Source organism: Marinomonas sp. TI.3.20 (assembly GCF_038155025.1).
Lineage (GTDB): Bacteria > Pseudomonadota > Gammaproteobacteria > Pseudomonadales > Marinomonadaceae > Marinomonas > Marinomonas flavescens.
On record NZ_JBAKAS010000004.1, the window covers coordinates 216,715 to 230,241 of the forward strand.

Genomic DNA, 13,527 nt, shown 5'->3' on the forward strand with positions numbered 1-13,527 from the left:
CTCACTTAACTGAGAAGCAATAAAGAAAGGGTCGGGATAAATGTTATTAGCATCAGTGCAAATATCATTATTGCCACCCAAGGAATTACTGCTCTCGACAAATGTTCATATCTTATATTACCGACTTGAGCGGCCATGAATAAATTCGCACCCAAAGGTGGTGTTACAAATCCGATTGCTAAATTGACAATCATGATAATACCAAAGTGAACAGGATCAACATTTAGCTGAGTGACTACAGGCAAGAGTATTGGTGTCAATATAACAATCGCCGCCAATGTTTCTAAAAAAGTACCTACAATCAAAAGCAACAAATTGATGCTTAAGAGTATTAGTATTTTATTATCCGTCAAACCAACAACGAAATTAGCAATTATGGATGGCACATGTTCCAATGCCATTATTCGACCGAAAGCAACAGACGCTCCAACAATAATAAGGACTGAAGATACTAATAACGCAGACTCAAGAATAACCTTTGGCACTTTATTAAAAGGCAGCTCTTTGTAAACAAACACACTTAATATAAAACCAAATACCGCTGCGACAGCCGCAGACTCTGTCGGTGTAACAGTGCCACTATAAATGCCACCTAAGACTAGAATAGGCATAAGCAAGGACAACTTAGCTTCATTAATAGCTTTTAACTTTGCGCCCCAAGAAGTATCAAATTTTAAATTATGTGAATCAAATCGTTTAGACTGAAATAAGTTATAAATAATCAAAACGACCGCGACGACCAAACCAGGAATTATCCCTGCTACAAACATAGATGTAACGGAAACACCCGCTGTGACGGCATAAACAATCATCACAACACTGGGTGGAATCATTACACCCAAACCACCAGCTGTCGCGACCATGGCACCAGCGTATGGTCTGTCATATCCGTTTTTTACCATAGCGGGGATCATGGCTAAGCCTATTGCCGCAACAGTCGCAGAACCTGTTCCTGAGATCGCAGCAAAAAACAAACAAGCAATAATAGTGACTGTTCCTAGACCACCTTTTGTATTTCCAAAAAATGCATAGGCGACTTTAAGTAGCCTATCTGAAATGCCACCTTGACTCATTAAATTGCCAGCAAGAGTGAACAAAATAACAGCCAACAGAGTAAAAGAGTTCAGACCTCCAATTAATCCCAAAGTAAAAAACTGTAAGGAAAGAAATGGTAAGGATAATATGGCTAAAATACTAGCAGAGCCAAGTGCAATCCCAATAGGCAAGCCAAGCAGCATTAGGATAAAAAAACCACCGAATAAAATAAGAATGGTCATGCTATTTAACCTCTACTGAAGAATTAAAGTTAATTCGGTGTTCATTTATACTCATCACTAACCGAATAATACTTAATAGAGAGCCGACAACTAAAGCACCATAAAGAAAGCCAACCGATATTTCCATCGCTGGTGCTATTTGATGCCGACCAACGGCTTTAGCCATCACTAAACAACCGTAATATAAGACAACAAAAGAATAAACCATAAAGATAATGTCAGAGAAAACATGCGCAAGCACACTCATTTTCCTAGGTAACAAATCCAATAGGAAAGACACTCTCAAATGTCTTTTTTTCTTTATTCCGTAACTAATACCAAGATTCACCATCCAAACGAATAAATAACGCGACATCTCACCTGCCCAAGGTAAGGTAGTGTCAAACATTCTTAAAATAACGTTCGTAAAAATCAAAATAACGATTAAAGAAACTGCGGTAACAATTAAAACCGGCTCGAAAGCTTCATCTAATTTATGCAAAAACTTCATAGTAGACCTTTTGAAAATGGTGATGAATATCTATTCACCACCAAATAGTTAAGCAAATATAATTTAGGAGTATTTTAAAGTTGTGCGTTAAATTGGTCGTAGAAGCGTTGGCCGACATGCTTAACAATGTCGCCTTTGATGGTTTCGTTCATCTTTTTACCTAATGCTTCTTTTACCTTCAGTGGTACTTTATTTACGATCAAGCCTTTCGCTTTCATCGCATTTAACGCATCATTATTTGCTTTGACAGTCAGTTTTCTTTCGAGACTAACCGTTTCTATAGCGACTTCATTAAGTAATTTTTGCTGCTTAGGCGATAAACTGTCCCAGAAATCTGTATTGGTAAACCAAACCTCTGCGGTATAGCTATGCTGCGTCAGAGAGATGTATTTTTGAACTTCATAAAAATGCTCAAGATACATAGACGACAGCGCACTTTCTTGTCCATCTATTAAGCTTTGCTGTAGAGAAGGATAAATCTCACCCCAGTTTAACGGCATAGGCGCAGCACCAATAGACTTCCAAGCCGCGATTTGAGTAGGGTTAGATGCTGCTCTCATCCGTAAACCTTTGAAGCTTTCAACTGAATCTAATGGCGCACGATTATTAGAGAAATCTCTAAAACCACGTTCAAAGAAACCTACCCCTTTAAGGCCTTTTTCTTCCATCGCTTTTTTAAGCATATCTCCACCTTTCCCATCTAGGACACGACGTGCTTGTTCCTTATCCTTAAAAAGATAAAAGGTATCTAATATATTAAATTCTGGTACGACAGAAGACAGCAATACAGACGCACCCGTCGTCATTTGTATTGAGCCCGCTTGAACCAACTCAGTCATTTCATTAACACTGCCTAGCTGTCCGCCAGGAAAAAGTTGTACGTCAAAATCACCATTTGAGCGTTTATCCAACGTGTTTTTGAAGTATTCAAGTGCTTGGTAAATAGGAGATGTTTTAGGAGTTGCAAGACCGACACGAATAACGGTTTCAGCTTGTAAAGCCACTGATGTCATACCTAGAGTTGCGATGATTGCAAGGGTTTTCAATTTCATTGTTTCCGTCCTTTTTTATTTTTAGTTATCAGGCTGTATTGGCATTCTGAATTAACTTGAATACGTATGCAAGCGTATTTTTAAAATTATATAATCAAATCTAAGGTGCTTATAACAACTAAGAAAGAAGGCGGTTTTTGACCGTTTTACGCTGGATTAAATGACTAGGAATTTCAATTCTTTCTGGCTTAAGGCTGGGCTGGGCTATGCGACTCATAACGGCGTTAACTGTATGAGAAACCATGTCATCAACAGGCTGACTCATGGTGGTGAGATTATAAGAAGGAGCAGCACCTAGGGGAACGTTATCGTACCCTATGACAGAAACATCTTCAGGCACTCTCAATCCAAGTTCATATCTTAAGGTCTCAAGAACGGAAAATGCCATGTGATCACTTGCGACAAAAAGTGCATCGGGCGTCTCTGTTTTATCGCTAGAAAACATGTCCAGTGTCGCTTTTCTTGCCTGCTCTTGATCATAATTACCACTTCCAACAGAGAACAATGTCATCCCGTGATCCTCTAGACCATCATTCAAACCACGCTCCCTATCTTTGTTCGTTGAAGATTCTACGAAACCTGAAATATAACTTATTCTTTTATGTCCTGTTTCTACCAAATAGCGCGCCACCGTTTTTCCACCTTCATAGTTGGCAGACGTCACAGAAGTAACATCATCTGTTTTAATCGCACGGTTAAACAGCACTACAGGGACCGACAGTGAATTACATGCATCGATCCAATCAGAGGATAAGGAAACAGACGCTAACACCACGGCATCAATCTGATATTGGAGAAACTCTTGAACTATGTCATCGGCAGAGCTTTGATTATCCGAGAAAAACATCAAACTATGGTAACCCTTAGCCTGAAATTCACGGGACATTTTCTCTAGTGCAAGCGGATAATATTGGTTTTCCAAATAGCCAAATACAAAGCCGATAATCTTACTTTTTTTGGTAATCATGGAGCGCGCCATGATATTAGGTCGATAACCAAGCTCCTTCGCTTTCGCAATAATTAACGCTCTTTTTTCGGGATTTATCGAAGAACCTGGTGTAAACGCTCTACTCACCATGGATTGACTAACACCCGCTGCTTTAGCGACATCGACGGAACTTGGAGTTTTATTCATAATCAGCTTGCTTACCACGGTTAAATAGAACAAGAAACGTCTGCACTCTTCTCTTAATGCCGACAAAAATACTTAAGTACATAAGAGGAGTATTGTAAAACGATTCAAGCAATACAGCGAATTCCCCATGCAATATATTGATACACATCAGGGATTAAGGATACTTCCCGTACGTTTTAAAACATCAAGACCTTGCTGTTTCAACCAATAAGGGATATCAATAAGCACCCAGTTTTCACTTAATTTATCGCCTTCACGGCAATAGATATCGACCACTTGCATCTCGGCATTGATATTTCCTCCCGGCAAACCAAGCCATCCGCCTATTGGCGTATTTGATAAATTAGGCCATCCGAAAAAACAAGCAAAGTTACCTTCTGCGAACCGACAAACATGTCCACAAAATTTCTTATCACCAAGACCTGCTCTAAAAGGAAGCTGATGCTGCTCTTGATATCGAGGAATAGTATAAGAAGCACCAATTCCTGCTGGGCCATACCATGTCATTTTGGAAGACCAGGTTTTTTCTAACAATTCGGGGGGACATGTCATAGAGCCACTTTTATTAAGCGCATCTAGGTCATTTACCATTTCATGCACTAAACCAAGCGTCTTTTTTCCCTCTTCTTCTGACACTGCGTGAAACTGCAATCCATTATGATGCCTAGGACCAGGGTAGTTATAATAGACCCCCGTAGAAGGCGGTAAAGGATACGCGCCCGCTTGATCCATCAATCCAATCAGGTCAATAAATAACCCCGTCTTCGTGATTTTTCCATTATTAACACAATTAAATTCTGCATAACGGATATTAACAATTCTACGAGTTGCTTTAATGCCTAAAAAATCCTCATCAAACAAGCCCGTAAAATTACCCATACTCATAACCCATTGCTCTTGATCGAACTCATTCTGACCAGCAATAAAGATATCTTGACGGCGCTGCATATGCTTAATAGACGTTAACAAAGGCTTCCAGAATTTTCCGACAACGTCTTTCAGACTATCTATTTCTCTCCAAGGGTATACTCCTCGCCATGAATACTCAGAAGCAATATAAGGAGGTACTACATCATCAATAGTATCTATTGTCGCTTCTTCTAAAGCATCAAAATAGGCTCGTACCAAGCATTTACTTTCTTGAAATTTACTCATCTTCAGGCTCTTAAAATAAAGTAGGATTTTCGTCAAAAACTGTTGGCCAAATTAATCAACGACTCAACCTGTATGCAATAAGATTTGCTTCCAAATAGCCGTATCGTCAATGGCAACATATTCCCGAGTAATACCACGAGGGCCAAATTCTACATGGCTAATCCCCATCACATAAACATCCGCATTAGTTGGCTGTCCGTAACGCCCCCAGCCTTCATGCTTACCATGAAGAGACCAGCGAATAGCCGCTCTGTCTGCCATACCTTTATCGTCACGACCAATAACATGATGAATCGTAAAGGTTGCATTTGGAAAAGAAGACCTTAGCCCCAACCAAAATGAATCCACACTACTATGCCCATGATCTGAAACACCATTAGGGTATTCTGTTTGCACAGCTCGATCAAAAAGCGCAAAGACAGCATTAAAATCAGCATTCATCAGGCGTTTCAGAGCTTCTGCATAAGCTTGCCCCATAGGATGATCATTGCCTTTTGCGGTATAAGGCCCGACAATATCCATAGATGGATTAAATGGTTTAGCGGCTTTATCAACACCACCCTCTTCTTGAATTTGGTTATAAGCATAAGTTTTAGGGTCCAGCCCTAATTGAGTAACCACAGCACCCTGGTCTCGAATCATCCACTCATCCGTGATTTGATTATCAATACAGTAACAGTCTGCAATAATCCGAAAACCTAATTTTTTACCAGTCGCTTTACCAAAGACACCGTCTTTGAGGTGTGTTGCTTGAGAATAAATCCGGTGTGAAGAAAGATATCCTGCCTCATCATTTCCTGACCAAATAACATCTTCACCTAATAAGGTCCTGTCTGGGAACTCACTTAAGGTTGCCATTGTTGCCGAAATAACATTAGTATTGCCTACGGTAATTCCAGCAGGAACCCGTACCACTATGTCTTTACCATAATATTTATGAAGTGTGCTTAGGCCACGATCCTCCCAAATTTCTTTGGTAATTTTAATAATATAATCAGGTAAATCGAGGAAATCAGGATCAAAATTTTTCATTATAAAATACTCAAAATAGAAAATGAATCATAGTGAAAAGGGGCATAATAAATGCTCATGCAATACAAATGAAAAATCATTTGTATTGCATTTTGCATTCATCAGCTTATTTTAAAGGTGTTACTGGGTGTTGAACCTCTTTTGAATCGTTTTTCTCCCAACCTTCTCCACCAAAAACATCACGTCCTAATTGTTTTAAAACATATGGAAAATCAACCATTACCCAATTATCTACAATTTTACCGTCCACTACTTTCCAAAAATCCATATAACGAATTTCAACATCTTTCCCTGTGGGCGCGATCCCCATGAATTCTCCAGTATGCTTTGCATTCTGACGACCAAAAGCAGCCATCCATTCCCCTTCAGCAATGCGCACTTCATCCGTACACACCTTTTCGCTAAACGCTGCTTGAAATGGTCGTTGCCAGTTTTCCTGAAACTCTTGTAGACCATCTTTAAAGCCACAGCCGGTATTACCTATCCAGCGAAAACGCTCATCAAAGAAGCGCCCCATACCTTCAATATCATGATCGTTCAGGCCATTAACCATCGCATCAACAACCGCTCTTGTTGCTTCAGTTTTAGTTAAATCATTGTCTAATGTAAAAGGGGCTTGTTTAACTTCAGATTTATTCATTTCAAAACTCCAAAATAGGATTGTTGTTGATTATGTTTTATCAGTGATCGCTGATTAGCCCTTCACTGCTCCTGCAGTCAAGCCAGAAACAATTTGTTTCTGGAAAAAAACCACAAGAATAAACAAAGGCGCTGTGATTGAGGCCGCAGCAGCAATAGCGTTTACCTGATCGGTTGCAGTTGTTTCTCGATTAAAATACGCAGAAATAGCCGGAACCATCGTTTGGTTTTGGTTATCCAATAACAGTGAAGTAACTAAGTAATCGTTGTAAGCCAACAAGAAAGAAAACAACCCTGTCGTAATCAGCCCTGGCCACATCACGGGTAAAATCACTTTTCTAAACGCTTGAAAGTGAGTGCAACCGTCAACTCTAGCCGCTTCATCTAACTCTTTAGGTACGTTCATAAAAAATGATCGTAGCATCCATATCGTAAAGGGTTGGTTAATCGCTACTAACACAGCAATAACGGCTAAAGGCTGCCCATACAATGTTGGCGGGGTTTGAGAAAACAAACTAAGAAACCACCCGATAACAGGCATACTCCATAGAGGCCCTAATATCTCTTTAGAATTAATAAAGAAAGGCAAATACCCTGTTACTAATACAGAGTGAGGAAGCGCTCTAAAGACAAGAGCGATAATAAGCAACCAGATCGCAAGGTTAGAAGCCGTTCTCGAGAGTGCATAAGCCGCTAATGTCCCTACTGTAAGAGAAATAGTGACTACGCCAAAAGTAATCACTAACGAGTTTTTAAACTGAATGTAAAATTGGTTTTCTACCCATACCGCATAATAATGCTGAAGCGTGTAACCGATTAAAGGCTTAGCCAGCAAAGACAACGCCGAAATAGATTGAAAAATCCCGTTCAACACATGACTCATTGCAGGTAAAACATAAAACGCAAAGCCCACTAAAATAAATACATACGATAACCCCAATGCAAAGGCTCCCATGTTTTTATTTTGAACAGGCACAAAGTAATCTAACGTCGTGCGATAGAAACGCACAGGGATTTGATAAGCGTAATAAGCAAAAACACCACCTAATAGAATATCAATGATACTGAACGCACTGTCTTTTTGGGCAGTGTGTGGTCCAAACATTACATCTAAAGGATTCTGTGCAAAAGCATCAATGGGCAGCTTAAAGCTCATGACAAAAACCCAAACTAACGGGAATGCCGCTACCAACGCCCACAAGGCTAAAAAGCCATAACTACCTACTTTGAGTAAAGACGTCTGTCTTAATGCTTTAGGTGTATCGTCTTCCATCTTATTATCCTTTTTTCTGGTCTCGAAGCGTGCGCTTAAGCACAGGTGCGAGCAAAATAATAATACCAACCATGGTTAACATGGATGACGCTGAAGCACTTGATATTGCACGGTTTCCTGTGTCATCAGGCTCTAAGAAATTATAAGTCAACCACTGCAATGAAATAACATGAGCTTGACTTGCAAACCCGATTATTTCTTCAAATACGCGGTAGGTATCCATCAAATGAATCAGGGTTACAAAGTAAATTAACGGCATTAAATGAGGAATAACGACATATCGAATCCGTTCAAATCTAGAGGCACCATCAATAATCGCAGACTCTAATGTATCTTTATTCACGGATTGCAAACCGGCATAGAAAAGAACAAACGCGAAAGGCGCAACATGCCAAACACGATAGAACACCATCAGTAGCTCGATAGACCAACTATTAGCAAATACCGATATTTCATGCCCAGTAACCTTTTCCAATACCCTTGTCAGCAAACCATTACTCACAAACAGCCATTTGATAGAAAGAGCACCGATAATTGGTGTAATAATAAAAGGCAATAACGATACAAAAATAACCGGCCCTTTCATTCTTTTCGATACATTATTAACAGCTAGCGCAATAAGTAGACCTACGCCTAATACTAAAGGAAGAGTAATTAACGTAAAAAGCAACGTAAATGACAACGCCTTGTAGAAATCTATATTAGTAAATATATCGAAGAAATGACCAGAAGCAATTAACTTAGCCACCTTCCCTGTTTCTAATACAGATTTATAAGTATCAAACCCTATATATACCGTTTTCGTAACTGGATTATTGTCTTTATCCATTACTGGAACAGATTTTTTTGAGGTAGTACAAATAGAAGTAGGAAAACTTGGTGTACATGTTTCCACCGAAACTGTGTTGTACACAGTTTGAGTCACATAAAAGCTTTGCACAAAAACCGTCACTAAAGGAATAGCGATAAACAAAAGCATTATGATTATCGAAGGTGAAACAAAGGCAAAGAAAGTTTTATTTTTCATTCTAGTTACCATCTTCAATGAACGAAAATGAGCCAATATAATATTGGCTCATTATGGGAATATCTTAATTACAATAAGCCAGATTCTTTTGCGGCTGTAATATAGTCATACTCAACTTCTTTCAATGTTTCTTCGGCTGTTTTTTGACCGGTCAGATAATCAGACACATCTTTTCCTAACGCTGAATGCATAAGACCAACTTTAGAAGTCAGTGGATAACTTGGTGTACTATCTATTGCGTTTTGAATAGCACCATCGCTTAAACGAGAAGGTTTATAGCCTTTTACTAACCAAATCGCCGCGTCAGCATTCGCCTTCACCATATCTTCGTTTAAGCCTTGCATAGCTACTCTAAAAGCATTATCTGCTTGCTCATCGGTGATGTTTTTCGCAATCGTAATGCCGTCCCACCACATGGTACTTGCTGGATGGCCATCAGCAATTGATTTAGGTGTAGCAGACATATAAACCTTACCCACCACCTGAGACTCTTCTTTATTGTCAAATGCGGTAGCACGGCTCGCCCAAAGATTGGCCATTGCCACTTTGCCGTATTGAAGTTGCTTCTGAACGAAGGTAGGGTCAGCAATCAGATATTCTGGGTCCATATAGGCAGATAATTTTTTCATCATTTCCAGTGTTTTAATACCAGCTGCATTATTAACACTCGGTTGGTTTCCATCAAACAACTTCGCGTTATAGCTCAAATACATATTGATAAATTCTAGACCAAGGTTCCAGCCTGCTTTATAGGCACCACCTAGTGGGTATTCAACGAGATTGGCTTTTTTGATTTTTTCTGCATCAACAAGAACCTCATCCCAAGTGGTTGGGGCTTTCAAACCTAACTTGTCGAAAATATCTTTGCGATACATAAAATTTTGCGTATTAATCATCATGGCAATGGCCATAATTTTTCCATCAACTTTGATAAGCTGATTTGGGTTTAAATTTTGACCATATTTCGCAACAAGACTGTCTAAAGGTCGAATGAGACCGCTATTTAATAAAGGTACGAATGTTCCATTAGCGACCCCAGCAACGTCATACAATGAAGGATTCGCAGCTAATGCAGAACCTACTTTAGTTTTGAACTCTGAATCGAGAGTAGAGCTAACATGACCACACTCTGCCATAGCACCAGTAACGGCTTTCCATGCGGCAAAACTTGCGGAAATGGTTTTAACCTCTTGAGTATTCTTAAAATCACAATTGGCGTATGAAAAAGAGCTTAGCGTGCTTAATATAATTAGAGAAGACAACGTTGATTTTTTCATTATTAGGTTCCTTTGGGACTTTTGTGTTTTTTTTAATTTTGGTTTTTTTATTAGAAATCGATACGGGCACCATCTTCTTTATTAAACCAATGCCTGGATTCTGGTGGAATAATAAAACTGACTACCTGACCTATATTTACTCTAAACGCCTTATCCGCTTTGGCAATTAATAAGGCATCTCCGATTTTTATAGAAATGAGCGTTGAGTCTCCAAGCAATTCAACACTATAAACAGGGGCGGTAATATCGCCCTCTAACTCAGTCGTGACTTGAATATCTTCAGCTCTAAATCCTATCGTGACGGCATTTGGTAAACCTGAGGGAATGTCTTTAACCATCGTATGTTCGGCTACAAACTTGCCATCGCTGACCTCGCCATTCAACAGGTTCATTGCGGGAGAACCGATGAAACTCGCAACAAATGTATTGGCTGGCTTATCATAAATTTCGGTCGGAGTTCCTAATTGCTGTAACTGCCCCATGCTCATCACCACAACACGATCTGCAAGTGTCATGGCTTCAATTTGATCGTGTGTTACATAAATAGTGGTTGTTTGTAATGTATGTTGTAGATGCTTTATCTGGGCTCGTGTAGATACCCTAAGCTTTGCATCTAAGTTGGATAAAGGTTCATCCATTAAAAACACATTAGGTTCACGAACGATCGCCCTAGCCAAGGCAACCCTTTGACGCTGTCCGCCAGAAAGCTCTCGTGGGTAACGCTCTAGAAGATTGCCCAACTCCACCATATCGGACGCTTTATGGACCCTTTTATCGTGCGTTGCCGAATCTACTTTACGTATTTTTAAAGGAAAACGAATGTTTTCGTATACGGTTAAATTTGGATAAAGACCGTAACTTTGAAACACCATGGCAATGTCTCTGTCTTTAGGATCTAGCCCATTAACACAACGATCGCCTATAAAAATCTCACCTTCTGTCGGGTCTTCAAGTCCTGCGATCATTCGCATTGTCGTCGTTTTACCACAACCAGATGGGCCTAAAAATACAATAAACTCTTTATCTTCAATATCTAAATTGAAATCCCTAACACCAACCGTCGAGCCCCAACGCTTACAAATATTTTTTAACTGTATCTTGGCCATATTCTTAGTCACCTAGTTGTTTTTAGTGAATACGTATGCAATAAATAACCATACTTTTTTGAGCCGTGCAATATTTTTTTAAAGCCGTGTCGCGATTAGACAAACTCAAAACAAACCAGAAAACACAGTGTTTTTAGTCTGCAAAAAAACCGCTTTCATGTAGATTTAGGCAAGACATTATTTAATAAATTAGGAGCAATAAAACATGTTAATTCACAATAAAAACAAGAATATAGTAAATAAATTAAGAACCTCTTTATACAATTACTCAGACGAAGCTTTGATCGACAATATAGATAAATTAATAGCCGATACAGCAACTCTTCAATTCTCTTTTCCATTCGAAACACTGCAATCAAAACACCAGCTATACAGTCATATATATAAACCACTGGCGGACGCTTTTGTCGGGTTAGAGCGTCGTGACACCATCGTCATCGCGGGTGATTCAAACCATGAAAGCCAATGGGTAGGATGTTGCGGTTATTACACAGGCTCTTTTGAAAAAGCGTGGCTAGACATATTGCCAACAGGCCATCAAGCCAGTATGCGTTTTCATGAGTTTTTCCGTATCGAAAATGGTTTAATCGTAGAAATACAAGCTGTTTGGGATATTCCAGAAGTAATGATGCAAGCCGGCGCTTGGCCTTTGTCGCCTAGCTTAGGGCGCGAATGGCATGTTCCAGGACCCGCAACTCAAGATGGCATAGTAACGTCTGCATACAACAAAACAGCCGCTAACAAAAGTTTAGATATTGTCTCAGCTATGTGTGCCTCGTTAGGGGAATTTGCCAATGGTGGCATCGAAGCAATGAAGCTAGAAAAGTATTGGCACCCTCATTGTAGTTGGTACGGTCCATCTGGTATCGGTACAGCCAGAGGGATCAAAGGGTTTCGGAATTGGCATCAAATCCCTTTCTTAAAAGCCCTTCCAAATCGCATTGGAGACACAACCAAAGGATACTTATTTGCAGATGCTGACTATGTTGGCTTTACAGCTTGGCCAGGCATGTCAATGACAATAAGCCAAGACGGATGGTTAGGCATCGCCCCTTCAAATCAAAAAATCACCATGAGAAGTTTGGATTTTTGGCGCGTAGAAAAGGGGTTAATTAGAGAAAACTGGGTTTTGATTGACTTATTAGATGTCTATAACCAAATAGGTGTCGATGTTCTAGGACGAATGAAAGAACTCAACAAAGCACGATTAAACTACTTCGAGCGCTAATCATTATTTTAACGCAATCGATAATACAACTCGCAACGAGCATACTACCGTAGTGAACCACCCTCTTCTGTTTTAATGTCATCGAATTTGATGGCATTAAAACAGTCATTTTCCCACTTTTTCAAATACTAAGAGGCTCAATATTTAACTTCTCTATACCGCCTTGGTGGCGGTGAAATTATAGGCCAGTACGGTTTCTTGAGTCGCTCACGTATTTCCCGTAACGGTTCAAAAAACCCGTCTGTTTATCCCCGTCTGCTCGGGGAACGCTCTGTCCCCGCTGTGATTTCTGCTGCTGTTGCCGGTTTAGCCTTACCCATCAACGATGAATTTCTAAGCCGCCTTGGTGGCGGTGAACGGGTGTGACGTTAACCTCTTGCTACGCCTCTTTTTCTAAGCCGCCTTGGTGGCGGTGAACCGGGTAAACTTTGCCCCACATATCTTGGAATTTTTCTAAGCCGCCTTGGTGGCGGTGAACTTTGTCTTTAGGAGCGGCGGAGCCGTTCCCTATTTCTAAGCCGCCTTGGTGGCGGTGAACATTGCAGCCTGTTTTCAACTCCCTCATGGATTTTTCTAAGCCGCCTTGGTGGCGGTGAACACAGAACAAGTAAAAGCCGGATTGATACAAGCTTTCTAAGCCGCCTTGGTGGCGGTGAACACGCACGTAAAGATGCGTTCACGCGCGCCATATTTCTAAGCCGCCTTGGTGGCGGTGAACCTAGCTCATCATCCAGTGGCGACTCGACTAGCTTTCTAAGCCGCCTTGGTGGCGGTGAACGGGTTGTTTTAATGGCTGGATCAAGCATCCCATTTCTAAGCCGCCTTGGTGGCGGTGA

12 protein-coding genes and 1 CRISPR repeat array (1 of these 13 only partly in view) are annotated in these 13,527 nt (G+C 40.3%); of the genes, 1 reads left to right on the top strand and 11 read right to left on the bottom strand.

Going from position 1 to position 13,527, the window contains the following annotated elements; genetic code table 11:
• Nucleotides 1–5 precede the first annotated feature (5 nt).
• The 11 genes from V6259_RS06720 to V6259_RS06770 all read right to left on the bottom strand — a co-directional run bounded on the left by V6259_RS06720 (nt 6) and on the right by V6259_RS06770 (nt 11,463).
• Nucleotides 6–1,277 carry a TRAP transporter large permease gene (locus V6259_RS06720; protein ID WP_133011262.1) on the bottom strand — a complete coding sequence of 424 codons (1,272 nt, stop codon included), beginning with the start codon at nt 1,275–1,277 and terminating at the stop codon, nt 6–8.
• Nucleotide 1,278: 1 nt separating this feature from the next.
• On the bottom strand, nt 1,279–1,767 hold the full coding sequence (locus V6259_RS06725) for a TRAP transporter small permease (RefSeq protein ID WP_341583871.1): 489 nt from the start codon (nt 1,765–1,767) through the stop codon (nt 1,279–1,281).
• 74 nt (nt 1,768–1,841) lie between these two features.
• Nucleotides 1,842–2,819 carry a TRAP transporter substrate-binding protein gene (locus V6259_RS06730; protein ID WP_341583872.1) on the bottom strand — a complete coding sequence of 326 codons (978 nt, stop codon included), beginning with the start codon at nt 2,817–2,819 and terminating at the stop codon, nt 1,842–1,844.
• 118 nt (nt 2,820–2,937) lie between these two features.
• Nucleotides 2,938–3,954: a LacI family DNA-binding transcriptional regulator gene (locus V6259_RS06735; RefSeq protein WP_341583873.1), complete on the bottom strand. Its 1,017-nt coding sequence runs from the start codon at nt 3,952–3,954 to the stop codon at nt 2,938–2,940.
• Between the two features lie 147 nt (nt 3,955–4,101).
• Nucleotides 4,102–5,109 (bottom strand): nuclear transport factor 2 family protein, encoded by a 1,008-nt coding sequence (locus V6259_RS06740; RefSeq protein WP_341583875.1) that lies wholly within the window; start codon nt 5,107–5,109, stop codon nt 4,102–4,104.
• Nucleotides 5,110–5,172: 63 nt separating this feature from the next.
• Nucleotides 5,173–6,141, bottom strand: coding sequence for a nuclear transport factor 2 family protein (locus V6259_RS06745; protein WP_341583876.1), 969 nt, complete (start codon nt 6,139–6,141; stop codon nt 5,173–5,175).
• A 106-nt stretch (nt 6,142–6,247) separates the two neighbouring features.
• The gene (locus V6259_RS06750) at nt 6,248–6,781 is read right to left on the bottom strand and encodes an ester cyclase (protein ID WP_341583877.1); all 534 of its coding nucleotides are present in this window, start codon (nt 6,779–6,781) and stop codon (nt 6,248–6,250) included.
• Between the two features lie 54 nt (nt 6,782–6,835).
• Nucleotides 6,836–8,053 carry a carbohydrate ABC transporter permease gene (locus tag V6259_RS06755; protein WP_341583879.1) on the bottom strand — a complete coding sequence of 406 codons (1,218 nt, stop codon included), beginning with the start codon at nt 8,051–8,053 and terminating at the stop codon, nt 6,836–6,838.
• Between the two features lie 4 nt (nt 8,054–8,057).
• Entirely contained in the window at nt 8,058–9,080 is a 1,023-nt protein-coding gene (locus V6259_RS06760) for a carbohydrate ABC transporter permease (protein ID WP_341583880.1), read from the bottom strand.
• A 68-nt stretch (nt 9,081–9,148) separates the two neighbouring features.
• Entirely contained in the window at nt 9,149–10,357 is a 1,209-nt protein-coding gene (locus V6259_RS06765) for an ABC transporter substrate-binding protein (RefSeq protein WP_341583881.1), read from the bottom strand.
• A 50-nt stretch (nt 10,358–10,407) separates the two neighbouring features.
• Entirely contained in the window at nt 10,408–11,463 is a 1,056-nt protein-coding gene (locus V6259_RS06770; protein WP_341583882.1) for an ABC transporter ATP-binding protein, read from the bottom strand.
• 205 nt (nt 11,464–11,668) lie between these two features.
• Between V6259_RS06770 and V6259_RS06775 the strand changes: the two genes are divergently transcribed.
• The gene (locus V6259_RS06775; protein ID WP_341583884.1) at nt 11,669–12,691 is read left to right on the top strand and encodes an ester cyclase; all 1,023 of its coding nucleotides are present in this window, start codon (nt 11,669–11,671) and stop codon (nt 12,689–12,691) included.
• Nucleotides 12,692–13,021: 330 nt separating this feature from the next.
• Nucleotides 13,022–13,527: direct repeats of the CRISPR family, unit length 28 nt; unit sequence TTTCTAAGCCGCCTTGGTGGCGGTGAAC (it continues 6,364 nt past the right edge of the window).

Bases quoted from the DNA above. Each gene is read 5' to 3' on its own strand.
- V6259_RS06720 (WP_133011262.1), bottom strand. From the start codon at position 1,277: ATGACCATTCTTATTTTATTCGGTGGTTTTTTTATCCTAATGCTGCTT.
- V6259_RS06735 (WP_341583873.1), bottom strand. From the start codon at position 3,954: ATGAATAAAACTCCAAGTTCCGTCGATGTCGCTAAAGCAGCGGGTGTT.
- V6259_RS06765 (WP_341583881.1), bottom strand. From the start codon at position 10,357: ATGAAAAAATCAACGTTGTCTTCTCTAATTATATTAAGCACGCTAAGC.
- V6259_RS06750 (WP_341583877.1), bottom strand. From the start codon at position 6,781: ATGAATAAATCTGAAGTTAAACAAGCCCCTTTTACATTAGACAATGAT.
- V6259_RS06745 (WP_341583876.1), bottom strand. From the start codon at position 6,141: ATGAAAAATTTTGATCCTGATTTCCTCGATTTACCTGATTATATTATT.
- V6259_RS06730 (WP_341583872.1), bottom strand. From the start codon at position 2,819: ATGAAATTGAAAACCCTTGCAATCATCGCAACTCTAGGTATGACATCA.
- V6259_RS06755 (WP_341583879.1), bottom strand. From the start codon at position 8,053: ATGGAAGACGATACACCTAAAGCATTAAGACAGACGTCTTTACTCAAA.
- V6259_RS06760 (WP_341583880.1), bottom strand. From the start codon at position 9,080: ATGAAAAATAAAACTTTCTTTGCCTTTGTTTCACCTTCGATAATCATA.
- V6259_RS06770 (WP_341583882.1), bottom strand. From the start codon at position 11,463: ATGGCCAAGATACAGTTAAAAAATATTTGTAAGCGTTGGGGCTCGACG.
- V6259_RS06775 (WP_341583884.1), top strand. From the start codon at position 11,669: ATGTTAATTCACAATAAAAACAAGAATATAGTAAATAAATTAAGAACC.
- V6259_RS06725 (WP_341583871.1), bottom strand. From the start codon at position 1,767: ATGAAGTTTTTGCATAAATTAGATGAAGCTTTCGAGCCGGTTTTAATT.
- V6259_RS06740 (WP_341583875.1), bottom strand. From the start codon at position 5,109: ATGAGTAAATTTCAAGAAAGTAAATGCTTGGTACGAGCCTATTTTGAT.